23 protein-coding genes and 2 tRNA genes are annotated in these 26,299 nt (G+C 64.9%); 12 read left to right on the forward strand and 13 right to left on the reverse strand.

Annotation, left to right across the window (positions count from 1 at the left end):
• Positions 1-47: 47 nt before the first annotated feature.
• Positions 48-1,367: a phosphoribosylamine--glycine ligase gene (gene purD / locus V1261_RS00310; RefSeq protein WP_329769321.1), complete on the reverse strand. Its 1,320-nt coding sequence runs from the start codon at positions 1,365-1,367 to the stop codon at positions 48-50.
• 3 nt (positions 1,368-1,370) lie between these two features.
• On the reverse strand, positions 1,371-2,102 hold the full coding sequence (locus V1261_RS00315; RefSeq protein WP_329769323.1) for a YebC/PmpR family DNA-binding transcriptional regulator: 732 nt from the start codon (positions 2,100-2,102) through the stop codon (positions 1,371-1,373).
• A gap of 91 nt (positions 2,103-2,193) precedes the next feature.
• Here V1261_RS00315 and V1261_RS00320 point away from each other — a divergent pair, with 91 nt between their 5' ends.
• Positions 2,194-3,705 carry a helicase HerA-like domain-containing protein gene (locus V1261_RS00320; protein ID WP_329769324.1) on the forward strand — a complete coding sequence of 504 codons (1,512 nt, stop codon included), beginning with the start codon at positions 2,194-2,196 and terminating at the stop codon, positions 3,703-3,705.
• Positions 3,706-3,722: 17 nt separating this feature from the next.
• Positions 3,723-4,352 (forward strand): uracil phosphoribosyltransferase, encoded by a 630-nt coding sequence (gene upp / locus V1261_RS00325; RefSeq protein WP_329769325.1) that lies wholly within the window; start codon positions 3,723-3,725, stop codon positions 4,350-4,352.
• A 15-nt stretch (positions 4,353-4,367) separates the two neighbouring features.
• Here upp and V1261_RS00330 read toward each other — a convergent pair whose 3' ends face one another.
• Together V1261_RS00330 and cysM are read right to left on the reverse strand one after the other, a co-directional pair.
• A complete protein-coding gene (locus V1261_RS00330; protein WP_329769326.1) occupies positions 4,368-4,607 on the reverse strand; it encodes a sulfurtransferase TusA family protein in 240 nt (79 codons plus the stop codon).
• A gap of 2 nt (positions 4,608-4,609) precedes the next feature.
• Positions 4,610-5,512 carry a cysteine synthase CysM gene (gene cysM, locus V1261_RS00335; protein ID WP_329769328.1) on the reverse strand — a complete coding sequence of 301 codons (903 nt, stop codon included), beginning with the start codon at positions 5,510-5,512 and terminating at the stop codon, positions 4,610-4,612.
• A gap of 175 nt (positions 5,513-5,687) precedes the next feature.
• Here cysM and V1261_RS00340 point away from each other — a divergent pair.
• The 5 genes from V1261_RS00340 to V1261_RS00360 all read left to right on the forward strand — a co-directional run bounded on the left by V1261_RS00340 (position 5,688) and on the right by V1261_RS00360 (position 10,978).
• Positions 5,688-5,774, forward strand: a tRNA-Leu gene (locus tag V1261_RS00340).
• 180 nt (positions 5,775-5,954) lie between these two features.
• Positions 5,955-7,838, forward strand: a complete 1,884-nt coding sequence (locus V1261_RS00345; protein ID WP_329769329.1) for an ATP-binding cassette domain-containing protein — start codon at positions 5,955-5,957, stop codon at positions 7,836-7,838.
• Between the two features lie 14 nt (positions 7,839-7,852).
• Positions 7,853-9,451, forward strand: a complete 1,599-nt coding sequence (locus tag V1261_RS00350; RefSeq protein WP_329769330.1) for a phospholipase D-like domain-containing protein — start codon at positions 7,853-7,855, stop codon at positions 9,449-9,451.
• Between the two features lie 62 nt (positions 9,452-9,513).
• Positions 9,514-9,589, forward strand: a tRNA-Thr gene (locus tag V1261_RS00355).
• A gap of 195 nt (positions 9,590-9,784) precedes the next feature.
• The gene (locus V1261_RS00360; protein ID WP_329769331.1) at positions 9,785-10,978 is read left to right on the forward strand and encodes an aminotransferase-like domain-containing protein; all 1,194 of its coding nucleotides are present in this window, start codon (positions 9,785-9,787) and stop codon (positions 10,976-10,978) included.
• Here V1261_RS00360 and V1261_RS00365 read toward each other — a convergent pair.
• Positions 10,967-11,794, reverse strand: a complete 828-nt coding sequence (locus tag V1261_RS00365; protein WP_329769332.1) for a creatininase family protein — start codon at positions 11,792-11,794, stop codon at positions 10,967-10,969. The genes V1261_RS00360 and V1261_RS00365 overlap by 12 nt on opposite strands.
• Positions 11,795-11,931: 137 nt before the next feature.
• Here V1261_RS00365 and V1261_RS00370 point away from each other — a divergent pair, with 137 nt between their 5' ends.
• From V1261_RS00370 to V1261_RS00385, 4 genes are all read left to right on the forward strand, one after another.
• Entirely contained in the window at positions 11,932-14,148 is a 2,217-nt protein-coding gene (locus tag V1261_RS00370; RefSeq protein WP_329769333.1) for a protein-disulfide reductase DsbD family protein, read from the forward strand.
• A 24-nt stretch (positions 14,149-14,172) separates the two neighbouring features.
• The gene (locus V1261_RS00375; protein ID WP_329769334.1) at positions 14,173-14,598 is read left to right on the forward strand and encodes a CoA-binding protein; all 426 of its coding nucleotides are present in this window, start codon (positions 14,173-14,175) and stop codon (positions 14,596-14,598) included.
• A gap of 3 nt (positions 14,599-14,601) precedes the next feature.
• The gene (locus tag V1261_RS00380) at positions 14,602-15,291 is read left to right on the forward strand and encodes a hypothetical protein (protein WP_329769335.1); all 690 of its coding nucleotides are present in this window, start codon (positions 14,602-14,604) and stop codon (positions 15,289-15,291) included.
• Between the two features lie 222 nt (positions 15,292-15,513).
• Positions 15,514-15,891 carry a hypothetical protein gene (locus V1261_RS00385; protein WP_329769336.1) on the forward strand — a complete coding sequence of 126 codons (378 nt, stop codon included), beginning with the start codon at positions 15,514-15,516 and terminating at the stop codon, positions 15,889-15,891.
• An 88-nt stretch (positions 15,892-15,979) separates the two neighbouring features.
• Here V1261_RS00385 and V1261_RS00390 read toward each other — a convergent pair whose 3' ends face one another.
• From V1261_RS00390 to miaB, 7 genes are all read right to left on the reverse strand, one after another.
• On the reverse strand, positions 15,980-16,285 hold the full coding sequence (locus V1261_RS00390; protein WP_329769337.1) for an STAS domain-containing protein: 306 nt from the start codon (positions 16,283-16,285) through the stop codon (positions 15,980-15,982).
• A gap of 1 nt (position 16,286) precedes the next feature.
• Positions 16,287-16,931, reverse strand: coding sequence for an MlaC/ttg2D family ABC transporter substrate-binding protein (locus tag V1261_RS00395; RefSeq protein WP_329769338.1), 645 nt, complete (start codon positions 16,929-16,931; stop codon positions 16,287-16,289).
• 187 nt (positions 16,932-17,118) lie between these two features.
• Entirely contained in the window at positions 17,119-18,090 is a 972-nt protein-coding gene (locus tag V1261_RS00400) for an MlaA family lipoprotein (protein WP_329769340.1), read from the reverse strand.
• A gap of 11 nt (positions 18,091-18,101) precedes the next feature.
• On the reverse strand, positions 18,102-18,644 hold the full coding sequence (mlaD, locus tag V1261_RS00405) for an outer membrane lipid asymmetry maintenance protein MlaD (RefSeq protein ID WP_329769342.1): 543 nt from the start codon (positions 18,642-18,644) through the stop codon (positions 18,102-18,104).
• Between the two features lie 39 nt (positions 18,645-18,683).
• A complete protein-coding gene (mlaE, locus tag V1261_RS00410) occupies positions 18,684-19,463 on the reverse strand; it encodes a lipid asymmetry maintenance ABC transporter permease subunit MlaE (RefSeq protein ID WP_329769344.1) in 780 nt (259 codons plus the stop codon).
• Positions 19,460-20,329, reverse strand: a complete 870-nt coding sequence (locus V1261_RS00415) for an ABC transporter ATP-binding protein (protein WP_329769345.1) — start codon at positions 20,327-20,329, stop codon at positions 19,460-19,462. Before V1261_RS00415 ends, mlaE begins: the two co-directional genes overlap by 4 nt.
• 109 nt (positions 20,330-20,438) lie before the next feature.
• Positions 20,439-21,788: a tRNA (N6-isopentenyl adenosine(37)-C2)-methylthiotransferase MiaB gene (gene miaB, locus V1261_RS00420; protein WP_329769346.1), complete on the reverse strand. Its 1,350-nt coding sequence runs from the start codon at positions 21,786-21,788 to the stop codon at positions 20,439-20,441.
• Positions 21,789-21,930: 142 nt separating this feature from the next.
• Here miaB and V1261_RS00425 point away from each other — a divergent pair, with 142 nt between their 5' ends.
• A complete protein-coding gene (locus tag V1261_RS00425) occupies positions 21,931-22,878 on the forward strand; it encodes an acyl-CoA thioesterase (RefSeq protein WP_329769348.1) in 948 nt (315 codons plus the stop codon).
• Positions 22,879-22,903: 25 nt separating this feature from the next.
• Here the strand turns inward: V1261_RS00425 and V1261_RS00430 are convergent, their stop codons facing one another.
• Positions 22,904-26,296 carry a tetrathionate reductase subunit A gene (locus V1261_RS00430; protein WP_329769350.1) on the reverse strand — a complete coding sequence of 1,131 codons (3,393 nt, stop codon included), beginning with the start codon at positions 26,294-26,296 and terminating at the stop codon, positions 22,904-22,906.
• Between the last annotated feature and the right edge of the window lie 3 nt (positions 26,297-26,299).

A 26,299-nucleotide genomic window follows, 5' to 3' on the forward strand; every position in this document is an offset into this window, starting at 1 on the left:
GCGTCCTGTTCCTGTTGCCGCTGCAGGCGGCGTCACCTCCGGCCCGGTCATGCCTGCGAAACGGTCGAAGGCACGGCGCGGAAGCCGATATCGGTACGGAACTGCATCTGCGGCAGCTGCACTTCCTGCATCGCGGCATAGGCCTTGGCCTGCGCCTGGCGCACGCTGTCGGCCAGCGCCGTCACGCACAGCACGCGCCCACCGCTGCTGACCAGCGTGCCGTCTTCCTGCAGGCGCGTGCCAGCGTGGAATACCTTGAGCTCTTCCTCGACATCCTGCGGCAGCTGGCAGATGGCCTCGCCGGTACGCGGGTGCATCGGATAACCCGGAGCAGCCACTACCACGCCCAGTGCGACACGGCGATCCCATTGCGGCTCGACATCGGCCAGGTGCTTGCCGGTACCGGTAGCCGGTTCGGTCGCCGCCATCAGCAGCTCGACCAGGTCGGACTTGAGGCGCATCAGGATCGGCTGGGTTTCCGGGTCGCCCATGCGGCAGTTGAATTCCAGCGTCTTGAGCTGGCCTTCGGGACTGATCATCAAGCCGGCGTAGAGGAATCCGGTGTAGGGAATACCGTCCTTGGCCATGCCGCGCAGCGTCGGCAGGATCACCTCGCGCATGGCGCGGGCGTGCACGTCGGCCGTGACGATGGGTGCCGGGGAATAGGCCCCCATGCCGCCGGTGTTCGGGCCCTGGTCGTTGTCCTGCAGGCGCTTGTGGTCCTGGCTGGTGGCCAGCGCCACCACTTCCGTGCCGTCACACACCACCATGAAGCTGGCTTCCTCGCCCTGCAGGAATTCCTCGATCACCACGCGGGCACCACCCTCGTTGTGCTGCACGCCCAGGGTGTTGTCGACCAGCATGAAATCGATGGCGTCATGCGCTTCCTGCAGCGTCATCGCCACTACCACGCCCTTGCCGGCGGCCAGGCCATCGGCCTTGATCACGATGGGCGCGCCCAGCTTGTCCACGTAGGCATGGGCTGCGGCAGGATCGGTAAAGGTGTCAAACGCCGCCGTCGGGATGCCGTGGCGCTGCATGAAATCCTTGCTGAAGGCCTTGGAGCTTTCCAGCTGGGCCGCCTGTTGCGTAGGGCCGAAGATGCGCAGGCCGGCAGCGCGGAACTTGTCCACCACGCCGCCTGCCAGCGGTGCCTCGGGGCCAACCACGGTGAGTTCGATCTTGTGCTGCAGCGCCCACTGGCACAGCGTGTCCAGATCCATGGGCGGCAGGTTTTCGAGCTTGTTCTCGTGCGCGGTGCCACCGTTGCCGGGCGCCACATAGACCTTGTTGACGCGTTCGGATTGCGCCAGTTTCCAGGCCAGCGCATGTTCGCGGCCACCGCCGCCAATCACCAGTACTTGCATCGTTTACTCTCCCAGATCCAGTTCAGCGTTGTGGTAGACGTTCTGCACGTCGTCCTGATCCTCGAGCATGTCGAGCAGTTTTTGCATTTTGGCAGCATCTTCGCCGGTGAGCGCAATGCTGTTTTCGGCACGCATGGTGACTTCTGCCAGCTCCGGCACCAGGCCGGCGGCCTCGAGCGCGTTCTTCACCGCCTCGAACTCGGCCGGCGGCGTCAGCACCTCGATCGCGCCATCGTCATCGGTGATCACGTCTTCGGCGCCGGATTCGAGCGCCACTTCCATCACCTTGTCTTCATCGGTGCCGGGGGCAAAAAACAGCTGGCCGCAGTGCTTGAACTGGAACACCACCGAGCCTTCGGTGCCCAGGTTGCCGCCGTTCTTGCTCAGGATGTGACGCACTTCGGCCACGGTACGCACGCGGTTGTCGGTCATCGTGTCCACCATGACGGCGGCACCGCCGATGCCGTAGCCTTCGTAGCGGATTTCCTCGTACTGCACGCCCTCGAGGTTGCCGGTGGCCTTGTCGATATTGCGCTTGATGTTGTCGGCCGGCATGTTGGCGGCCTTGGCCTTGTCTACCGCCAGGCGCAGACGCGGGTTGGCGTTCAGATCGCCGCCACCCTGACGCGCCGCCACAATGATTTCACGGATCAGGCGCGTCCAGATACGGCCGCGCTTTTCGTCCTGACGACCTTTGCGATGCTGGATGTTGGCCCATTTGCTATGACCTGCCATGGTGGATAATCCTCTGTATTCTTTCTGGGGGGTTAGCCCTTGCTGCAACACCCAGCATTCTACTTTTGATCCCGTTGCACGGAGCACTTCCATGGCCGAACCCCTGCTGATCGCCCAGAATTCGCACACCAGCTGCCACTTGCTGCCTGGTCTGGCCAACCGCCACGGCCTGATTACCGGTGCCACCGGTACCGGCAAGACCGTCACGCTGCAGAAAATGGCCGAAGCCTTTTCCGCTATCGGCGTGCCGGTATTCATGACCGACATCAAGGGCGACCTGAGCGGCATCAGCCAGCAGGGCAGCATCGGCAGCAAGATGGCCGGTGTGCTGCAGGAGCGCGGCATTGCCCTGCCTGAACCGGTCGCCTGCCCCACCACCTTCTGGGACGTATTCGGCGAGCAGGGCCACCCGGTGCGCACCACCATCAGCGACATGGGCCCGCTGCTGCTGTCGCGCATGCTGGACCTGAACGACACGCAAAGCGGCGTGCTCAACCTGGTGTTCAAGATCGCCGATGACAACGGCCTGCTGCTGCTCGACCTGAAGGACCTGCGCAGCATGCTGCAGTACGTGGGCGAGAACGCCAAGCAGTTCACCACCGAGTACGGCAACATCAGCAGCGCCAGCGTCGGCGCCATCCAGCGCGGCCTGCTGCAGCTCGAGACACAAGGCGGCAACCAGTTCTTTGGCGAGCCCATGCTCGACATCGCCGACCTGATGCAGACCGATGGCGGCAAGGGCATGATCAACATCCTGGCCTCGGACAAGCTGCTGCAGGCACCACGCCTGTACGGCAGCTTCCTGCTCTGGCTGCTGTCCGAGCTGTTCGAGCAGCTGCCTGAAATCGGCGATCCGGAAAAGCCGAAGCTGGTGTTCTTCTTCGACGAGGCGCACCTGCTGTTCGACGACGCGCCCAAGGTGCTGCTGGAGCGCATCGAACTGGTGGTGCGCCTGGTGCGCTCCAAGGGCGTGGGCGTCTATTTCGTCACGCAGAACCCGATCGACGTGCCCGATACCGTGCTGGCGCAGCTCGGCAACCGCGTGCAGCACGCCCTGCGCGCCTTCACCCCGCGTGACCAGAAGGCGGTCAAGGCCACCGCCGAAACCATGCGCAGCAATCCCGACATCAACATCGTCGAAGCCATTACCGAACTCGGCACCGGCGAGGCACTGGTCAGCTTCCTCGACGAAAAAGGCCGCCCCGGCATCACGCAGCGCGTGTTTGTCGTGCCGCCAGGCAGCCAGATCGGCCCGATCACGCCGCAACAGCGCCAGTCGCTGATGGCCCGTTCGCTGGTCGCCGGCACCTACGAAAAAACCATTGACCGCGAATCCGCCTACGAGATTCTGATGCAGAAGCGCGCCATGCCAGCTGATGCCGGCAAGGCCGGCTCCAAGGGCGCAGCGGCTGCTGCCGCCGAAGACAGCGGCATGCTCGGCGGCATGGGCACCATGGTCAAGGAAGCGCTGTTTGGCCGTACCGGCCCGCGTGGCGGCCAGTACGATGGCCTGGTGCAGTCGATGGCCAAGTCGGCGGTGCGCAGCGCCGGCCGTGAAATCATCCGTGGCGTGCTCGGAGGCATCCTGGGCCGCCGCCGCTAATCCGCAGGAACACCACCATGTCCGAAGTCCACCACATCACCCACCCGCTGATCCAGCACAAGCTCACGCTGATGCGCAACAAGCAGGCCAGCACCAGCTCCTTCCGCCGCCTGCTCAACGAGCTGAGCGCGCTGATGGCCTACGAAATCACGCGCGACATGCCGATGCAGGAGATCGAGGTCGAAACGCCGCTGGAAACCACCACCGGCCAGATCATCGACGGCAAGAAACTGGCGCTGATCAGCATCCTGCGCGCCGGCAACGGCCTGCTGGATGGCATGCTGAGCATCGTGCCGGGCGCGCGCGTCGGCCATATCGGCCTATACCGCGACCCGCAGACGCTGCAGGCGGTCGAATACTATTTCAAGATGCCGAGCCACATGGAAGAGCGCGATGCCATCGTCGTCGATCCGATGCTGGCCACCGGCAACTCGGCCGTGGCCGCACTCGACAAGATCCGTGCGCTGAAACCGCGCAGCATCAAGTTCATGTGCCTGCTGACCTGCCCGGAAGGCATTGCCACGCTGCACAAGGCGCATCCGGACGTGCCGATCTACACCGCGGCGATCGACCGCGGCCTGAACGAGAAGGGCTATATCGTGCCGGGCCTGGGCGATGCGGGCGACCGCATCTTTGGCACGCTCTGAGCGATCGGCAGCCGCTCAGCGGCGCTTCAGGTAGTGGGTGCAACTGGCGCCCGCTTCCTGCTGGCCCAGCAAGGCATTGCCAGTCTGCACGGCAAAGGCCTGGAAATCGCGCAGCGCACCGGGATCGGTGGTGATGATTTTCAGCACCTGGCCGCTTTCCAGCGTGTTCAGCGCCTTCTTGGCCTTGAGGATGGGCAGCGGACAGCTCAGGCCGCTGGCGTCGAGTTCAACGTCGAAAGCAATATCAGTCGTCATGGTCAGGCCGGGAAGACACCGGTAGAAAGATAGCGGTCGCCGCGGTCACAGACCACGAACACGATGGTGGCATCACGCACGGTGGCGGCCACCTGCTGGGCCACCCACAGCGCGCCCGCCGCGGAAATACCGGCAAAAATGCCCTCTTCACGCGCCAGTTGGCGGCACATGTCTTCGGCATCGGCCTGGGTTACGGAAATCTGCTCATCCACCAGGCTGGCATCGTAGATGCTGGGCATGTATTCTTCCGGCCACTTGCGGATGCCGGGAATGCGCGAGCCTTCGGCCGGTTGTGCCCCGATGATGCGCACGTCCGGATTCTGCTCTTTCAGGTAGCGGCTCACGCCAGTGATGGTGCCGGTCGTGCCCATGGCGCTGACAAAGTGGGTCACGCGGCCACCGGTATCACGCCAAATTTCCGGGCCGGTGGTCTGGTAGTGCATCAGCGGGTTGTCGTGGTTGCCAAACTGGTCCAGCACCTTGCCCTTGCCGTCGGCCTGCATCTGCAGCGCCAGGTCGCGCGCGTATTCCATGCCGCCGCTCTTGGGCGTGAGGATCAGCTCGGCGCCATAGGCGCGCATGCTTTGCGCACGCTCGATGCTCAGGTCTTCCGGCATGATCAGCAGCATGCGGTAGCCACGGATCGCCGCCACCATGGCCAGCGCGATGCCGGTGTTGCCACTGGTGGCCTCGATCAGGGTGTCGCCCGGGCGGATCTCGCCGCGCGCCTCGGCCTGCATGATCATGGACAGCGCCGCGCGGTCTTTCACCGAGCCGGCCGGGTTGTTGCCTTCAAGCTTGCCCAGGATGATGTTGCCGCGTGCGGCATTCTCTGGCGCGCCAATGCGCTGCAGCGCCACCAGCGGGGTATTGCCGATGAACTGTTCGATGGTGGGATAGGTCATGGGAGCTGTTCTGGGTAGGGAAATCAATCGCTTTGCCCGATTCTACTTCCGGTGCCGGAACCGCACGCCGGATAGGTCTACAGCGCGCATCGCCACGCGTGCGGAATCGCCGGAACGGGCTGCAATTTCTGCTGCAGGCCGTGTCACACCTATGGCACAATGGAGGGCTTCACAAGCCCCGGTGGTGGAATTGGTAGACACAGGGGATTCAAAATCCCCCGCTAGCGATAGCTTGTCGGTTCGAGTCCGACCCGGGGCACCAAGCGCACGGCCTACTTCCAGGCTGGCGTCACCACCTCTCTTTCGGCATGCGCCTGCCTGCAGCGCGCCACCATGCCCGCCCTTCCACACCGTCTGTCCGCCCCCTGCCCAGTTGCCGGTGGCATGACCGTGGGTGCAAGCCCTTCTACCGTCTGCCGGCCGCAGGCCGCATAATCCCGCCATGGCACTGATTACCCTGTTGAACGCGCATCTGGCTTTTGGCCACGTGGCCCTGCTGGATGGCGCAGATTTTTCCCTCGAAACCGGTGAGCGCGTCGGCCTGATCGGCCGCAATGGCGCCGGCAAGTCCTCGCTGCTGCGCATCCTGGGCGGGCTGGAGCAGGCCGACGACGGCAACCTGCAGCTGCAGCAAGGCGTGCGTGTCGTCTATGTGGCACAGGAACCGCTACTGGACCCGCAGCACACGGTGTTTGAAGCGGTCAGTGCCGGCCTGGCCGAGGTGCTGGAACTGCGCGAACGCTATCTGCAGACCACCGACACGCACACGCTGGACCAGCTGCAGGGCCGCATCGAGGCACTGGACGGCTGGACCTGGGAACAGCGCGTGGAAGAAACCCTGCAGCGCCTGCGTCTGGACGGTGCTGCCATCGTCGGCGACCTGTCGGGCGGCACGCGCAAGCGCGTAGCGCTGGCGCAGGCGCTGGTCACGCGCCCCGACGTGCTGCTGCTGGACGAGCCGACCAACCACCTGGACATGGATTCCATCCTCTGGCTGGAAGAGCTGCTGAAGAACTTCCGTGGCAGCGTGGTCACCATCAGCCACGACCGCGCCTTTCTGGATGCCGTCTGCACCCGCATCGTCGAGCTGGACCGCGGTCACTTGACCAGTTACCCGGGCAACTTCGCGCAGTACCAGATCCTCAAGGAAGAGCAGCTGGCGCAGGAGGCCGTCATCAATGCGCGCGCCGACAAGCTGCTGGCGCAGGAAGAAGTCTGGATCCGCAAGGGCGTGGAAGCACGCCGCACGCGCAGCCAGAGCCGCGTGGCACGCCTGCACCAGTTGCGCGATGCGCGCGCACAGCGGCGCGAAGCGGTGGGCCGGGTACGGCTGGACGTGGACAGCAGCGTGCCCAGCGGCAAGATCGTGGCCGAGTTGAAAGAGGTCAGCAAGGCCTATGGCGAACGCAGCATCGTGCGTGATTTCAGCGCCACCATCCTGCGCGGCGACAAGGTCGGCCTGATCGGCGCCAACGGTGCCGGCAAGACCACGCTGCTCAAGCTGATCCTCGGAGAAATCGCGCCGGACAGCGGCAGCGTGCGCCAGGGCGCCAACCTGCAGGTCGCCTACTTTGACCAGATGCGCGCCAGCATCGACATGGACGCCACGCTGGAAGACTTTATCAGCCCGGGCAGCGAGTGGATCGAGATCGGCAGCCGCAAGCAGCACGTGAAAAGCTATCTGGGCGATTTCCTGTTCAGCCCGGCACGCGCCGCCTCGCCGGTGCGCAGCCTGTCCGGTGGCGAGCGCAACCGCCTGCTGCTGGCACGCCTGTTTGCGCGTCCGGCCAACGTGCTGGTGCTCGACGAACCCACCAACGACCTCGATATCGATACGCTGGAGCTGCTGGAAGAGCTGCTGCAGAACTACGAAGGCACGGTATTCCTGGTCAGCCACGACCGCGAGTTTCTGGACAACGTGGTCACCAGCACCATCGTCAGCGAAGGCGATGGCCGTTGGCGCGAATACGAAGGCAGCGTGCAGGACTGGCTGACGCAATCGCAGCGCGCTGTCGAACTGGCACGCAGCGCCGAACCGAAACCGGCAGCCAGCAAGCCTGCCGCCGCCGACAGCGCCGCCCCGGCCGCGCCGCGTGGCGGCAAGCGCAAGCTCAGCTACAAGGAACAGCGTGAGCTGGACGCCCTGCCGGCGCTGATCGAATCGCTGGAGACAGAACAGACGGCGATCCAGGCCGAACTGGCCGACGGCACGCTCTACAGCAGCGATCTGGAACGCGCGCTGGCACTGCAGGCGCGCGATACCGAGATCGAGGAAGCCCTGATGACTGCGCTGGAACGCTGGGAAATCCTGGGTGAAATCGGCTAATCTCCTGGACTGCCATGCCCGCCCACTCGCACGCTCCCATCTCACGCCAGCCACGCTGGCTGCTGGCATGGCTGCTGGGTCTGTTGCTGGTGCTGGGCGGCTGCGCCAACCTGCCGGCCAATGACCAGCAGACACCCTCCTACGCCCTGCCGATGCAGCAGGCCACGCCGCTGGGCCAGCTGGCTGGCCAGTTGCGCCAGCAATCCGGCAGCCGCCACACCACCGGCTTCCGCCTGCTCGGCAGTGCCGATACCGCCTTTTCTGCCCGGCTCGCCCTGACGCAGCAAGCCCAGCGCACGCTGGACCTGCAGTACTACGCCATTCATGCCGATGCCTCCACGCGCGAACTGCTGCTGGCGGTGCGCGATGCTGCGGCACGCGGCGTGCGCGTGCGCATCCTGCTGGACGATTTCAACACCCAGGGGCCGGACGCCCAGGTGCTGCAACTGGCCTTTGTGCCCGGCGTGGAAATCCGCCTGTTCAACCCGATCCGCGGACCTCGCAGCAATGGCTTTTTGCGCATCCTGAGCTCGCTGCACGATTTCAAGCGCATGCAGCACCGCATGCACAACAAGCTGTTCCTGGCCGACAACGCCTTCGGCATCACGGGTGGCCGCAACCTGGGCGATGTCTACTTCGGCCAGGGCGATCGCAGCAACTTCATCGATCTGGACGTACTGGCCACCGGCCAGCAGGTACGCGCCATGTCGGCCAGCTTTGACAAGTACTGGAACAATCCGCTCGCCTACCCGGTGGAAACACTGTTGAGCAAGAAGGAAATCGCCGCCCTGACGCCGGCCTCCGGCAGCAGCGAACCGGCAGCGGACAGCCACGGCATCGGCCCGACACAGACAACGCCGGCGCAGCGCAGTTTCCCACAAGCCATGGAACTGGCCAGCCAGCCCTGGATCTGGGCCCCCAGCGTGCTGCTGAGCGACAGCCCGGCCAAGCTGGATCCGGAAGACCACAGCAGCGATGACGTCCCGACCGTGGTCGAGGGCCTGCTGGACATGATGCAGCAGGCGCGCCAGCAGATCACGATTGTGTCGCCCTACTTTGTGCCAGGCGACAAGATGATGGAGCGCTTCGCCGAACTGCGCCAGCGCGGCGTGAAGATCGTGGTGCTGACCAACTCGCTCTCGTCCACCGATGCGGCCTTTGCCCATATCGGCTACGCGCGCTACCGTGAGCGCCTGCTCGCGCTGGGCGTGCAGCTCTACGAAATGCGCGCCCTGCAGCAGTCTTCGGTGCGCTCGGCCTTCGGCTCCTCCGGTTCCCCCAGCCGCGCCAGCCTGCACTCCAAGCTGGTGATCGTGGATGGTCGCATCCTCAGCATCGGCTCGATGAACCTGGACCTGCGCTCCAAGCTGCAGAATACCGAAGTGGCGCTGATCATCCGCAGCCGTGCGCTGTCACGCGAAATCACCGAACGCATGCAGCCACTGCTCGACAACGGCACCTGGAAAGTGCTGCAGCAGCCCGATGGCAGCCTGCTGTGGCAGCTGCAACCACCGGGCAGCGGACCGGATCAGCTGAAAGACCCCGACAGCAGCGCCTTGTTGCGCTCGATTTTGTGGATTATTTCACCGCTGGCACCCGACGAATTGCTGTGACCTCTGGCCTGCAACCCGGCAAATAGGCTAGAATCAATGCTTCACTGCATCTGATGCAGTACGCCGACTTAGCTCAGTTGGTAGAGCAACGCACTCGTAACGCGTAGGTCGCCAGTTCGATCCCGGCAGTCGGCACCACCCTATTCGGATTCCAACAGAATCCTTCAGAAAAGCCAGTTTCCCACAAGGAACTGGCTTTTTTGTCGTCCGCATCCAGCACGACAAGGCTGCACTATTTGGCAATTGCCACGCGTCGGCAATACCCACAAACACGTGTCGCAGCCTACAATCATTGCCATAAATAGCCCCGCAGCAGGAACACAAGGAGCCCCCATGAAGAGCTGGCAATACGCCAACCGCGCAGCCGCCATGACACCGTCCATCATCCGCGAGATTCTCAAGGTGACGGAGCGTCCGGACATCATCAGCTTTGCTGGCGGCCTGCCCTCGCCGCAGGCGTTCCCGGTGCAGGAGTTCCGCGAGGCTTTTGACAAGGTGATGAGCGAGCATCCGCGTGCGGCGCTGCAGTATTCTTCCAGCGAAGGCTTTGCCCCGCTGCGCGAGTGGGTGGCGGCCTCGCTGCCCTGGCAGGTGCATCCGGATCAGGTGCTGATCACCACCGGCTCGCAGCAGGCGCTGGATCTGGTCGGCAAGGTCATGCTGGACATGGGCAGCCGCGTCATGACGCAGACGCCGACCTATCTGGGTGCGCTGCAGGCCTTCTCGGTGTTCGAGCCCGAGGTGATCGGCCTGCCCAATGATGACCAAGGCGTGCAGATTGCGGCTATGGAGCGCGAACAGCTGCGCTACGGAGCGCGCTTCCTCTACCTGCTGCCCACCTTCCAGAACCCGACCGGCCTGACGCTGTCTGCCAGCCGCCGCGAAGAGCTGGCGAGTTCGCTGAATGCCCTCGGCCTGCCAGTGGTTGAAGACAACCCCTATGGCGAACTCTGGTTCGACAACCCGCCGCCGGCCCCGATCAGCAGCCTGCTGCCGGAACAGAGCCTGTATCTGGGCTCGTTCTCCAAGGTGCTGGCACCGGGCCTGCGCCTGGGCTATGTGGTGGCACCGGACCATGTCTATCCCAAGCTGCTGCAGGCCAAGCAGGCGGCCGACCTGCACAGCCCGACGCTGAACCAGCGCCTGGCCTACGAAGTGCTGTCACGCCCCGGCTTCCTCGACGGCCACCTGCAGCGTACGCGCCAGCTCTATCGCGACCAGTGCCAGGCGATGCTGGATGCGCTGCGCCGCCACATGCCCGAGGGCGTGACCTGGAACGTGCCGCGCGGCGGCATGTTCCTGTGGCTGCGCCTGCCCGAAGGCCTGGACAGCACGCACATGCTGCCGCTGGCGGTGCAGCACGGCGTTGCCTATGTGCCGGGCGCCGCCTTCTACGAGAACGATGCCGACGTGCGCACCATGCGCCTGAGCTTTGTCACCGCCAGCGCGGAAGAGATCGATCGCGGCATTGCCCAGCTGGCACGCACGGTCAACGAGTCACTGGACGCGCGCCGTTCAGCCAGCTGAGTCACGCAGGGTATCGGCCGGCAAGCGGTCGATTTCCTGCAGCAGGCTGGCCAGTCCCTGCCCCACCGCCTCCAATAGCGCCTGGCCTTTGGCGGCACTGGCCTGCGTCGCCTTGCCGGCAGCGCCCAGCGGGTGGTAATCCTGCATCTGCCAGGCCAGCTTGGCGCTGCGGCCGTTGCCCAGCAGCGGAAAGTGTTCGGCGCGATATTCGGAACTGCTGGCAAAGTCCTGAATGGCTTCGCTGCGCACCAGCTCCGGGTGCAGTGCCTGCATCAGGCTGGTTTCGGTGGCACCGGCGTGGATGCCAAAACGGTGTTCATGCTCATCAAACGCGCCACCAGCCGCGCCCAGCGGCAGGTTGAACCAGCTGCAGCTGTAGACCAGCATGCCCAGCCGCGCACGCAGGTCGCGCGCCACCACATCGAGCAAACCGACGTTGCCGCCATGCGTGTTGAACAGCACCAGCTTGCGCACGCCACTGGCATGCACGCATTCGGCAATCTCGGTCCAGAGCCGGATCACGGTCTCGGCCTTGAGCGTGAGCGTGCCGGCAAACGCCGTGTGTTCCGGGCTGAATCCGATCGCCTGCGTAGGCAGGAATACGGCCGGCAACTGTTGTGGCAGCCAGGGCAAGGTCGCCTGCACCATGCCATCGGCCAGCGCGGCGTCCACGCGCAGCGGGAGATGCGGCCCGTGCTGCTCGATGGCCGCCACCGGCAATACGGCGATGGCGCGCGCCTTGTCCAGCCGGGCAAAGTCGGCACTGACGGCATCGGCCCAGAAACGCGGAAAGGCAGTGTTAGCGGTATCTTGCATGTTGGCATGATACCGAAAGCGCCATGCCTGCACAGGCCTTTGCCGGCCGGCTTCCGGCTCAGCTAGCTTGCCGCGATAATGGCTTGTCCTGTGGACGCGGCCGGCTGTTTGGCCAGAACCAAGACGACAACCATCCCATGCCTGTGATTTCTCCCGAATTTTCCCGCCATTTGCGCCACCTGGCGGGTGCCGGACTGGCCGCCCTGGGCCTGCTGGCTGGCGCCAGCCAGGCGCAATCCAATCCGGCCGCGGACACTACCGAAGTCCGTACCGATCAGGTGCAGGCGCGTCTGCTGGCGCATGCTCCCGAAGGCGTGATGGCCGGCAAGCCGGTCTGGCTCGGCCTGCAGCTGACGCACCAGCCCGACTGGCACACCTACTGGAAAAACCCCGGCGACAGCGGCCAGGCCACCACGCTGGAGTGGAGCCTGCCGCCCGGCGTCACGGCCGGCGAGATCCAGTGGCCCATGCCGAGCAAGTTCCCGATCGGCCATCTGGCCAACTATGGCTACGATGCCAGCGTGCTGCTGCCAGTGCCGCTGACGCTGGCAGAAACCCCGCAGCAGCCGCTGCGCGTGCAGCTGGAAGCCTCCTGGCTGGTGTGCCGCGTCGAGTGCATTCCGCAAAGCGGCACGTTCGCGATCACGCTGCCTGTGCAGCAGTCCATCGCCAGCCATGCCGCCCTGTTCGACGCCACGCTGCAGCAGGTGCCGCATGCCCACGCCAAGGTGCAGGTCAATGCGCATGTGCAGCCGCAAGACAGCACGATCCGCTTTGAAGCCAGCCAGCTGCCGGCCGACTGGCAGGGCAAGCCACTCAACCTGTACCCGGAAGATTTCGGCATCACCCAGCCAGCCGCTGCTGGTGAGCAGCGCTGGGATCAGGGAACCTGGCAGTTGACCGTCCCGCTGCAAGCCTTCCGCTCCACCAGTCCGGAAACGCTGTCCGTGGTGCTGGTGCCGCAGGCCGATACCGATGCCAAGGGCGTGATCCGCAATGCCGCCGATAGCGCCGGCGTGCTGGCCAGCGCCCCGGTACAAGGCGAGTGGCCAGCGCTGCAGCAGGTGACCGGCCTGTCGCCCGAGCTGGCGGCCGCGCTGCAGGCCGGCCAGAATGCGCCTGCCACAACGACCAGTGTGGCCCCGGTATCGCTGCTGCTGGCACTGGGCGGTGCCCTGCTCGGCGGCCTGCTGTTGAACCTGATGCCCTGCGTGTTCCCGGTGCTGGCGATCAAGATCATGGGCTTTGCGCGCCACGCACACAGCCCCTCGGCGCTGCGCGTCAGCGGCATCGCCTATACGCTGGGCGTGCTGGCCAGCGTATTGCTGCTGGGCGTGCTGCTGCTGGCGCTGCGCGCCGCCGGCGAACAGCTGGGCTGGGGCTTCCAGCTGCAGAATCCGTGGATGGTAGCCGGCCTGGCCGCACTGTTCACGCTGATTGCGCTCAACCTGTCCGGACTGTTCGAGTTTGGCCAGCTGCTCTCCTTGGGATCGCGCAACAGCGACAAGGAGCGCCATCCGGTCACCGATGCCTTCCTGTCCGGCGTGCTGGCGGTGGTGGTGGCATCGCCCTGTACCGCCCCCTTCATGGGAGCCTCCATGGGTCTGGCGATCAACCTGCCGGCCTGGCAGGCGATGCTGCTGTTTGCGCTGCTCGGCCTGGGGCTGGCACTGCCGATCCTGCTGCTGTGCCTGTTCCCGTCGCTGCTGCGCTGGATGCCGCGCCCCGGCGCGTGGATGCAGACCTTCCGCCAGCTGTTGGCCTTCCCGATGCTGGCCACGGTGCTCTGGCTGGTCTGGGTGCTGGGCCAGCAAAGCGGCATCAATGGAGCGGTCACACTGCTGGCGCTGCTGCTGATCGGCAGTGCGCTGGTCTGGTCGCTGGCGCTGCCCGGCCGCGGCCGCTGGTGGCTGGCCGGCGTATTTGCGCTGGCGCTGGCCTGGCTGGGCTGGCAGCATGGCGCGCGCCTGGCGACGCCAGTCGCCAGCAGCGCCACGGCAGCCGATGCCCAGTGGCAGCCCTGGTCGGAGGCGCGTGTGCAACAGGCGCTGGCAGCAGGCCAGCCGGTATTTGTCGACTACACCGCTGCCTGGTGCATCACCTGCCAGTTCAACAAGCAGACCGTGCTGTCCACGCCGGAATTCCAGCAGGCGGTGCAGGCGCGCAATGTGCTGCTGCTGCGCGCCGACTGGACCCGCAACGATCCCGCCATCACCGCCTCGCTGAACGCGCTGGGACGCAACGGCGTGCCGGTCTATGTGCTGCATGATCCGGCCAAGCCGCAACAGCCGCAGATCCTGACCGAAATCCTGCGCTTGGAAAACGTGCAGCAGGCCTTATCTGCCTTGTCATAAGCACCACCAACCAAGGAGACCTCCATGACCGATCGCATCCGCCAGATTCTGGAAAACGACCGCACCATTGCCATTGTCGGCATGTCCGACAAGCCGCATCGCGCCAGCCACGAGGTCGCCCACTACCTGCAAAAGCACGGCTACCGCATCGTGCCGGTCAATCCGCTGCTGGCTGGCCAGCAACTGCTGGGCGAAACCGTTTATGCAGACCTGCCGGCTGCCGCTGCGGCCCTGCAAGCCGCTGGCGAAGCCCCGATCGACATGGTGGACGTATTCCGCCGCAGCGAGGACGTGCCGCCGGTCGCCGACCAGGCCATCGCCATTGGTGCCAAGACGCTCTGGCTGCAACTGGCCATCTCCCACCCGGAGGCTGAGCAGAAGGCCGCCGATGCCGGCCTTCAGGTGGTGCGCGACAAGTGCACCAAGATCGAACACGCCCTGCTGGACTGAGGCATGGCGGCAGGCACCGGTCGCTCGCGCTGGCTACTGGCTGTGCCGGTTGCTGCCGCGCTGCTGGCCGGGGCTGGCCTGAGCTGGTGGTGGCTCTCACCCCAGCTGGATCAGCGCACGTTGCAGGCGCAGATCCTGGAACAGGAAGTGACGCGCCAGCACAAGGAACTGCTGGGCTACTCGCGCTACACCAGCTACCTGAGCGTCAGCAAGCAGACCCTGGAAGCCCAGGTCAAGCTGCTCACCGCCACCATGGTGCGCGCCGAAGGCGTGACCCAGGTGCTGGAGCGCAACATCCTCGGAATTCCGTCCACCGGTACCGTGGCGATCTGGTACACCGCCGAATACCCGTTTGGCTACGACCTGCAGCCCGGCCAGTACGATATCCGCCCGACCGCGACAGACATCGAAGTGCGACTGAAAAAGCCGCGCCTGGTGGCAACGCCCGCCGTACGTGACCTGCGCTACCAGATCCTGTCCGGTGGCCTGTTCACCGACGAGAAAGCTGCCGTGATCGACCTGTATGCCCAGGCCGCACGCCAGGCCCAGGCCCAGGGCGAACGGCTGGCCGCCGAACCGGCCGTGGTCGCCCTGTGCGAAAAGAAGCTGACCGAGTTCCTGCGCGATTTCCTGGCCAAGCAACCCGGTGTTACTGTGGTGCCGCATATCCGCATCGTCTATACCGATGCGTGACAAGCCCTTGTCATTACACCAATCTTGCAGGTATTCACGAAATTGTCATATTGAGTGCCTAGTATTCCATTTACAGTGCAACGCTGAGGCGTGACCTCGCTCTGAGAAATTCAAGTTACACATTTGTGACACCCCCTGCCGTGAGGCCAGCCAGCCCGGTAGAATTCTTTCGCAATAGCCACATGAAACAGGACTGCAGCACAGTCCGGAAGGGAAAACAACATGCGTGCCATCAAGGAAGCGCGAAAATTCATCAAGGCCAACCCGGCCGACCCCAGTGCCGTCACCCTGTCCCGTCTGGTGCTGGCACTCGAATCCGAAGCCGATTTCCCGATCGCTGACATCTACCTGCTGGACTACAGCAACTTCAAGATCGCCCTGCAAATCCTGCAGGAATGGCGTCTGGACCGCCACTACGCCGGCAAGTCCAAGCTGCTGGACACCTCGCGTCAGGCGACCGGCAATGGCAGCACCGCTGCCAGCACGGAAAGCGATACCAACAACGCAGCTGCAGCTGATGCCCAGCCTGCTGAAGCCGCTGCCGAGAAGAAGCCGGCCAAGGCCAAGGCTCCTGCCAAGCGCAAGTCGGCCGACAAGTAAGCCGGTGCTGTGCCACGCCTTGTGCCTGGCCAGCCCATGAAAAAAGCGACCTGGTAGCAGGTCGCTTTTTTGTGTGCCGTTGCCGGCGTCAGGAAGCCACTACGGCCGAATCAGGCCAGAGCAGCGCATCCACGCCATACAGCTGCGCCAGCGATTCGAGCCGCTGCGGCACCTGTTCCAGCTCCAGCCGGCCTCCGGTGGCACGCTCCAGCTCCAGCAGCACGGCCAGCACCGAGGAATCGAAGCGCGTCAGCGCCCCTGCCTGCACCCGGACCGCATCAGCACCCTGCAGCTGCCTGCAGCGCGCCAGCAGATCCTGCTGCACCTGGCGGGCATTGGCCATGGTCACTTCGGCTGGCAGCGCCAGCATGGCGGCTTGATCCGGCTGTGCCATCTTACTTGCCAGCCAGTTCGCGGTTCTGCTGCTGCAGCGAAGCGATCAGGCCGTTGATGCCCTTGGCGCGCACGATCGGGGCAAACTGCTGCTGGTAGGAGTTGACCTGCCAGATGCCTTCGATGGCGATGTTGTAGACACGCCAGCCCAGTGCGCTGTTGGGCGCCTTTTCCAGACGGTAGTCGATCTTGGCCGGGGTGGAGCTGCCCATCAGCTCGCTGCGCACCAGCACGTCGTTGCCGGTAGCACGCACCGGCAGCACCTTGAGCGAGCGGTTGCCAGCCAGCTTGAAGGCACCGGCGTAGGTACGCACCAGCAGTTTCTTGAACTCGTCCTGCACCTGCTTCTTCTGGGCAGGCGTGGCCTGGCGCCAGGCCGGACCCACGGCAGTGCCCATCATGCGCTCGAAGTTCACATGCGGCATGACGCGGCTGTCCACCAGCGCCATGATGCGGTTGACGTCACCGCCCTGCACCGACTTGTCGGCCTTGATGGCGGACAGGATGTCACCCGCCACCTTCTCGACCATGGCCTGCGGACCCAGATCGGCAGCCAGCACGCTGGCGGGCAGCGTCAGGGCACCACCGGCCAGCACGGCACCAGCCAGTGCACCCAGGGACTTGTTCAGGCTACGACGATTCATCATTGCGATTTCTCCTTGTTCATTACGGGCCGTGGTCCGGGCATTCGCCCTCCCTCCACGGCTCAGGTATTTGTTGGATGGCTCATGGTGCCGCAGGTTCCGGTCCGGCGCCGGACCAGTTGCAACAAGCTGCTAATCCGATGCGCCTGTCTGTCACATCTGGACGCGCTTGTTGCGCCTGCACCACGCTTCAGGGTTGTACGGAAGCTGCAGTTCCCGCCGCCAGCGGCTCCACAGTCATGCGGATGGTGCTGCCAGGCGCGCCCGCCACGGGCAGCAGTTCGGTGCGTGCATCCGGGTTGGCAGTGCGTACCACCGGCATGGGTGCGGCCGTGACGGCTTCGTCCGCGGCCGGTACCTCTGGCGTCACGGCAGCAGCCGCCCCTTCGTCGGCTGGGGGAATATAGCCTGCATCGTCGCCATCGACCGGTGGCAGGTAGCCATCGTCCTCACCACCTTCGCCAGCAGCGCCGGCGCCCGTCACGCGGGAATCGCGGTTCTGCAGGTAGGCATCACGGGTAAACACATAGGGATCGAGCGCAATCTGGTCACGCAGGTCGCTGGCTTCCATGTACTTGTCACGTGTGCTCACCACGTCCAGGCCGTACAGCGCATTGCGCACGCCGACATCATCCAGGTGGCCCAGCGGGTTGCCGAAGGAGTCGACCGGACGGGCAATGGTGTCGCGCAGCGTGGACGAGCCCAGCAGCGGCAGCACCACATACGGGCCGGACTGGACGCCATAGTGCGCCAGCGTCAGGCCGAAATCCTGCTTGACGCGCGGAATCTGCGCTTCCGTGGCAATGTCCAGCAGGCCACCCAGGCCCAGCGTGGAGTTGATGGTGAAGCGCCAGAAGCTGTTCATCGCCTCCTGGCCCTTGAACTGGGCCAGGCTGTTGACGGTCGACCAGGCATCCGACAGGTTGTTGAAGAAGTTGTCCACGCCGGTCTGTACCGGGCTGGGCGTGACAAAGTCATAGGCCTTGGCGGCCGGCTTCAGCACGGCGCGGTCCAGCGCATCGTTGAACTTGTAGACGCTGCGGTTCAGCGGCTCCATCGGATCGCGCGGATGCGCATCAGGGCCGGTGGCGCAGCCGGCCAGCAGGGCCGTGGCCGACAGGCTGACCGTCAGCAGCAGGCGGCCGGAAGATCGGGAGGTCATGGGGGTGTTCATTATTGGCTGGCTCCGGAGGCAGGTTCATCGGCCGGGGGCAGGCTGCCATCCGCAGCATCACCGCCGCTGGCGGCATCCGCCTTGGCAGAGTCCAGTGCCGTGCTGTTGATCAGCTGGCCGATCAGGTTTTCCAGCACCACGGCAGACTGGGTGTTGCCAATGACGGCACCATCGGCCCACTGGTTGTCGGAATAGCCGGCTTCGATACCGATGTACTGGTCACCCAGCAGGCCGCTGGTCATGATCTTCAGCATGCTGTCATCGGGGAAATGGTATTTCTGGTCCATGTCCAGCACGGCCACGGCCTGGTAGGTGGTGTTGTCGAACTCGATGCGGTTGACGCGGCCCACCACCACGCCGGAGCTTTTCACCGCAGCTTGCGGCTTCAGGCCGCCAATGTCCTGGAATTCGGCGCGCACCTGGTAGGCGTCACGCGGGGAAATGGTCAGCAGATTGCCGGCCTGCAGCGCCAGGAACAGCATGGCTGCCGCTCCCAGCATCACGAACAGGCCTACCCAGATATCGATTTTTGAACGTTGCATGTGCACGCTTCCTTTGCTTGTCTTGTCGATCTTGTCTAGTTACGCGCCGAACATCATCGCCGTGAGCAGGAAGTCCAGCCCCAGCACGGTCAGCGAAGCGACCACCACGGTACGCGTGGTGGCGCGGGAAACCCCTTCGGGCGTGGGACGGGCGGTATAGCCCTCGAGCAGCGCGATAAAGGTGACAGCGACGCCGAACACCACGCTCTTGATCACGCCATTGGCGATGTCATCCCAGATGTCGACACCGGCCTGCATCTGGCCCCAGAAGGCACCGGCATCCAGCCCGATCAGCGGCACTGCCACCAGCCAGCCGCCGATGATGCCAACCGCGCTGAAAATCAGCGCCAGCACCGGCATGGCGATGATGCCGCCCCAAAAACGCGGCGCCAGGATGCGGCTGACCGGGTTGACCGCCATCATCTCCATGGCGTCGAGCTGCTCGCCGGCTTTCATCAGGCCGATTTCAGCCGTGAGCGAAGTACCGGCACGGCCGGCAAACAGCAGGCCGGTGACCACTGGCCCCAGTTCGCGCAGCAGGCTCAGCGCCACCATCAGGCCGACGGTTTCGGCCGAGCCGAAGCTCTTGAGGATGTAATAGCCCTGCAGCCCCAGCACGAAGCCGACAAACAGGCCGGACACCGCAATGATGGACAGGGAATAGTTGCCCAGGAAGAACACCTGGTCGCGGATCAGGCCGGGGCGCTTCCAGGCGCCGAGCGAGAGCAGCAGGCGCACGAACAGGCGCGCACCAGTGCCCAGACGCACCAGCTGCTGACGCAACGCAAAGCCGATATCGGCAGGATTGAACAGGCTCATGGCTGCCCCTTCCGGCCGCGCAGGCCCAGGTCGGCTGCCAGATCGGGGCCGGGGTAATGGAAACGCACCGGGCCTTCCGGCTCGGCGTGCACGAACTGGTGCACCAGCGGATCACTGCTGTTGCGGATTTCTTCTGCCGTGCCCTGGGCGGCGATACCGCCATTGGCCAGGATCACCAGGTGGTCGGCGATATGGAAAGTCTCTTCCAGGTCGTGCGACACGATGATGCTGGTCAGGCCCATGGAATCGTTCAGGCGGCGGATCAGGCGCGCGATGGTGCCAAGCGAAATCGGGTCCAGGCCGGCGAACGGCTCGTCGTACATGACCAGTTCGGGATCGAGCGCGATGGCGCGTGCCAGCGCGACGCGGCGTGCCATGCCGCCGGAAATCTCGCTCGGCATCAGGTCACGCGCGCCACGCAGGCCAACGGCATGCAGCTTCATCAGCACGATGTCGCGGATCATGGCCTCGGGCATGCGGGTGTGCTCGCGCAGCGGAAAAGCCACGTTCTCGAACACGCTCATGTCGGTGAACAGCGCGCCAAACTGGAACAGCATGCCCATGCGGCGACGCAGCTTGTACAGCTCGGCATGCGACAGCTGGCCGACGTCCTGGCCGCCGAGCAGCACCTGGCCCTGCTGGGCGCGCTGCTGGCCACCGATCAGGCGCAGCACCGTGGTCTTGCCGCCACCGGATGCGCCCATGATGGCCGTGACCTTGCCGCGCGGCACTTCGAGCGATACGTCGTCGAGGATCTTGCGCCCGCCGTCATAGCCGAACTGCACATGCCGCAGCGCGACCAGCGCCGTCGAGGGCGCAGCCGGCTCCGTTCCCGCCTGTGGGGAAAGTTGCGAAGTTTCTTGCATCACGCGATTTTAGTAGTTTTACCGATTGGCAGTCAGTACAAGGACTTGACCTGTTGCGCCAATGGTCCATTTCCGGGCGTTGTTCACGCTCCTGAAACAGACGACTGGATCAGCTGACCAGCACCTCGCCGCGCAGCGAGTGCGGCAGCGCCTCGGTGATGCGCACGTCGATCATCTGGCCGACCAGGCGGTCACGGCCGGCACCGGCGCCAAAGTTGACGATGCGGTTGCAGGCGGTGCGGCCCATCAGCTCTTCAGGATTCTTGCGCGAGGGACCTTCGACCAGGATGCGCTGCACCGTGCCAACACGGCTGGCACTGATGGCGCGCACGTTCTGCTCGATGGTGGCCTGCAGGTGCTGCAGGCGCTTGAGCTTGACCTCGTGCGGGGTGTCATCGTGCAAGTTGGCGGCCGGCGTGCCAGGGCGCGGGCTGAAGATGAAGCTGAAGGAGGTGTCGTAGCCAACGTCCTCGATCAGGCGCATCATCTTCTGGAAGTCGTCTTCGGTCTCGCCGGGGAAGCCGACGATGAAGTCGCTACTCATCGACATGTCCGGGCGCACCGCGCGCAGCTTGCGGATGATGCTCTTGTACTCCATCGCCGTGTAGCCGCGCTTCATCGCCATCAGGATGCGGTCGGAACCGTGCTGCACCGGCAGGTGCAGGTGGCTGACCAGCTGCGGCACCTTGGCGTAGACGTCGATCAGGCGCTGGGTGAATTCGTTCGGGTGGCTGGTGGTGTAGCGGATGCGCTCGATGCCGGGGATTTCGGCCACGTACTCGATCAGCAGGGCAAAGTCGGCGATCTCGCCGCTGTCGCCCATGGGGCCGCGGTAGGCGTTCACGTTCTGGCCCAGCAAGGTGATTTCCTTCACGCCCTGCTCGGCCAGGCCGGCGACCTCGACCAGCACTTCCTCGAACGGGCGGCTGAATTCCTCGCCACGCGTATAGGGCACGACGCAATAGCTGCAATACTTGCTGCAGCCTTCCATGATCGAGACAAAGGCGCTCGCGCCTTCGACACGCGCCGGCGGCAGGTGGTCGAACTTCTCGATTTCGGGGAAGCTGATATCGACCTGCGGCTTGTGCTGGGCGCTGCTGCTATCGAGCAGCTCCGGCAGGCGGTGCAGCGTCTGCGGGCCGAACACCACGTCCACGAAAGGCGCGCGCTTGATGATTTCCGCACCTTCCTGGCTGGCGACGCAACCTCCCACGCCAATCTTCACGCCCTTGGCCTTCAGGTGCTTGACGCGACCGAGGTCGCTGAACACCTTTTCCTGCGCCTTTTCGCGCACCGAGCAGGTGTTGAACAGGATCAGGTCGGCATCTTCGGGGTTGTCGGTCTTCTCGTACCCCTGGGCGGCGCCCAGCACGTCGGCCATCTTGTCCGAGTCGTACTCGTTCATCTGGCAGCCAAAGGTTTTGATAAAGACTTTCTTGGGTGTGGTGGTCGTGGTCATGGTGTGGCAGCGGTTCGTGGTGTTGATCCAGAGGCTGGGGGAAAATATGGGGAACTGCGCATTTTAATGCGGCGTCTGCAAAGAGCCAAACTTCGCATTACCATGCAGATACACCGCGTGACGTTTTTGGTAGCCTTGCTTCATGTCTTCCCAAGCCCCTGATACCCCGACTTTCCTGCCGCACCAGCACAAGGTGCTGGGCGAACTGTTGCGCCTGCAGCGCGATCCCGATGGCCTGTTGAGCAACCCAATTCCGGATGTGAACATCAACGGCATGCTGTTTGGTGGCCAGCTGATCGGTCAGGCGCTGATGGCGGCCTGCGAGGATCTGCCGGAAGACCTGATCGCGCACCAGATGCAGCTGAGTTTCCTGATGCCGGGTCGCCCGGGCGCGCCAATGCGCTACGAGGTGCTGTCGCTGATGCATGGCCGCAACTTCTCGGTGCAGCAGGTGACCGGCTGGCAGAACGAGCGCCGCATCATCGTGGCGACGGTGTCCTTCCACCGTGGCGAGCTGGGCCCGACGCACCAGGTCAGCATGCCGCCCAATGTGCCCGATCCGGAATCGCTGCCGACCATGCGCGACATGGTCCTGAGCGATGAATCCGGCCTGGTGCCGGGCCACGTCAAGGGCGTGCTAAAGCATGCCTCCATCGTCGACCTGCGCCCGCTGGACGGTCTGGATTTCCTGCTGCAGCACGTGGAAACACATTCGTTCCGCTACTGGGTGCGCATCCGCGACACGCTGCCCGATGATCCGCAGCTGCATCTGGCCGCGCTCGGCTACATGTCGGATTACTGGTTCCCGTTTACCGCACTGTCGCCGCATCTGGACAACAAGTTCACTTCCGGCCTGTTCCTGGCCAGCCTGAACCACGGCATCTGGTTCCACAACGCAGTACGCGCCGACCAGTGGCTGCTGGTCGACGCGCGTTGTCCGGCTACTGGTCACGGCCGTGGCCTGACCGTGGGCAATGTCTTCACCCAGGACGGCACCCTGGTCGCCTCGCTGGCGCAGGAAGGCCTGCAGCGCGGCTGGGTCGCCCTGGGCAGCGATATCCTGCCGCCGGGTATCAAGACGGCAGGATAAGGCGGCGCGCCTAGCGCGCCTGGGCTCAGGCGCGCTCCACGCGCACCGGCAGGCCCTGGCGCACGACGCCGCCCGAGACGGTCTCGACCCAGGTGTTGACGTGGCCGTTGCGGGTGGCATCGGCAAAGCCCAGCGTGTTCAGGCAGACGCCCGTCGCCAGATCCGGGTTGCTCGGCATCGCCTTGCCGTCGATGCGGTGTTCGCGCGCGCCCAGCTCCCAGTGGCCATAGCCGTGCTCGATGGCAATCGCGCCCTGCTGGATGCCGTCTCGCACGATCGCCACACCGACCAGGCTACCGCCCGGGCTGGTGACGCGGATCTTCTGGCCGTTGCCAATGCCCAGGCGTTCGGCGTCGGCACGGTGGATGGAGATCGGGTTGTGCGGGTGTACCTGACGCAGGCGGCTCACCGCGATCGACATCGAACTCATCAGGTTGGACTTGTAAGACGTCATCAGGAACGGGTATTCCTGTTCGGTGTAGCGCTCGCGCATCGGCGTGCCGTCGGCGAGGCGCGTCGGGTGCCAGGTCGGGCAACCGTCGAAACGCTGGCCGGTCATGGAGTGGCGCATCTTGCTGATCTCTTCGCTCCAGACCTGCATCGCCGGCTTGTGGCTAGCCTTGATCTGATTACCTTTCCAGGCATCTTCCAGCTTGTCGAAACGACCGCCGCGCGTCATCACCATGGCGACCTTGCGCCATTCTTCCGGCTTGAGCGCACCCTGCAGCTGGGCTGCATAACGCTTCACGCCGGTCACTTCCAGATCGTCATCGGAGGCATCGCCAACCGGCTTGCCGCCGGACCAGGCGATGTTGGCGATACCGCGCAGGTAGAAGTCGGTGGCGCTGTCCAGATCGTAGGCATTGCCTTCCTTGTCCTTGAGCGCGCCCTTGCCGAAACCCGGCATCTTGAGCGTGCGGGCACAGGCGAACAGGAAGGATTCCAGGTTCACCGGCTCGCCCGTGGCCGTCCTAGCGACCTTGGGTTCGACCACTGGCGTGCGCACGGTGGAGGACTTGACCACCACATCAGCCCAGGGCACGGAGATACCCCAGCTTTCGTAGGTCACGGTATCGGGCACGATGTAATCGGCGTAGGCATTAGTCTCGTTGATGAAGGGGTTGATCGACACCACCAGCGGCAGGATGGACGGATCCTTCAGCTTGTCCAGCAAGGCATTGCGGAAGCCATTGATCGAGTACACCGGGTTGCTCATGTGGTTGAACCAGACCTTGGCGCGATAGGGATAGCCGTTCAGGGCCGATGCCACCATCTCGCTGCTGATATTGCCCACGGCCGGGTACCAGGGTGCCTGCGCCGGGTACGGCGACTGGCCGCTGTCCTTCTTGCGCTTGAATTCGCTGGTCTTCTCGTAGGGGAAGCGGCTGCGCGACAGTGCCACGCCGGCCGGCTTGGCCTTGCCCGGGAACTGGGCAAAGTTGTAGCGCGGACCGGGGCCGAAGGGGCCGAACTGGCCGGCATCCAGCACCAGGCCACCGGCCACGTTGATGTTGCCGACCATCACGTTCAGCATGGCGATGCCGTAGGCGGTGTAGAAACCGGCACCACCCATGGTGCCACCGTGGGCATCGGCCACGGCCAGCTTGCCGTGGCTGGTGAATTCCTTCGCCAGCTCCTCGATCTGCTCGCGTGGCACGCCGCACAGTTCAGCGTATTCGTCCAGTGTCTTGCGCTGGGTTTCGCGCTTGAGCAGCGTGAAGGAGGTGGCCACGGCCACACCCAGATCATTCTCGGTCCAGGCCGGCACGTCAATCGTGCTATCGACTTCCAGGTTCACCGGAGCCAGCGTGGTGTGCGGTGCCAGCGTGCCGTCGGCCAGCTGCACCACGTAGACGTCCGGCACTTCCTCTTCGGTCGGGGGTGCCGGCGGCGTGGCCGCAGCGGCGGGCTTGGCGGCAACAGTACCGGCGACAGCTGCCGAGGCAGCAGCGACCGGAGCCGGAGCAGCAGCCACGACTGCGCTGGCGACGGGGGCAGCGGCGCTGGCCACGGCAGCCGGCTTGGCAGCGGCGACGCCCGTAGCGGCAGCCGCCGCCGGAGCCGCTGCAGCAGGTGCCGCTGCCGGTGCTTCCGGCTTTGGCTCGGGCTTGGGGCGCGGCCAACCCAGGTCTTCACCGCGCAGGAAGGTGCCAAAACGCGGATGCTTGGGATCGGCGATCACCAGGTGGGTGGCGTTGGTCCAGGTGGCTTCACCGGCAGCGGCCATGGCCTGCGGGCCGGGTTGCTGCAGGTAGCGCACGTCGTAACGCTGGTTCTCGATGATCCAGCGCAGCATGCCCATCACCAGTGCCAGGTCGGATGCCGGCTTGACCGGCAGCCAGCGGTTGCCGCTGCCGGCAGCCAGGCTGGACGAGGTCGGCAGGATCGGCGATACCACCACGTAGCGGAACGGGTTCTCCTTGCGCGAGCGCGCTTCGGCCAGCTGGCGGCCCTGGCGCTGGAACGGGTTGCCGGATTGTGCCGGCGCCGCACCGATGAACAGGCCGAAACGGGCCGACGGCCAGTCCGGCTTGCCGTGCGGCTGGCCTGCCAGGTCACCCAGGGCAGCACCGGTACCGACGCGGAAGGTCTGGCCGCAGTAGGAGCCGTGGTTGGCAAAGTTGCGCGATCCGAAAGACTGCTCGGCAAAGCGGCGCACCAGCGCGGTGCGACCCTCGTTGGCCGAATCGGTAAAGATGAACTGGTTCGCCAGCGGGCCGTATTCCGGGTTTTGCGCATCAATCAGCGTCTTCTGGTCGAAGATGGCGCGCATGCCATCGACCTGGCCTTCGCCGAACAGGTCGCCGCCTTCGCAGACTTCCTGCACCAGCTGCTCGAAGGAAATCGTTTCCCATTTGCCGGAGCCACGCGGGCCGACACGCTTGAGCGGCTGCAGCACGCGATGCGGGTTGTTCTGCTGCTCCAGCATGGCCGAACCGCGTGCGCAGGAGGTGGCGCGGCCTTCCAGGCCGTTTTCACCACCCAGCATGGCATAGACCTCGCGCACCGGCGTTTCCATTGGCGCCGGATTCACGGTCGCCAGCGGGTGGTAGGGGTTGCCGGCCACGCGCAGGATGCGGTTCTGGGCATCATCGACACGTACGCGCACGCCGCACTGGGTCCAGCAGCCCAGGCAGCTGGACATGCTCACGGTCTGACCCGGCTGGGTGCTGAGCTGGCCAGTCGCGGCATCAATGATGAATTCCGGCGTCAGCGAGTTGCCGCGCAGGGCATCGGCCGTGGGCGTGCCGGCCGTGCCGGTCACCAGCCCCTTGGCGGCCTTGTAGACGGTCTGGCCGTAGCCGGCGGCAAAGGCGGCCAGGCCACCGGCGGCGATACCGCCGTGCGTCAGCAGCTTGCGACGGGAGGTGCCGCCAGCCTGCTTGTCATTGCGGGAAGGAGTGTGCTTGTCAGTCATGGT

The organism is Brachymonas sp. J145 (assembly GCF_036312245.1).
In the GTDB taxonomy this organism is placed as follows: Bacteria; Pseudomonadota; Gammaproteobacteria; order Burkholderiales; family Burkholderiaceae_C; genus Brachymonas; species Brachymonas wangyanguii.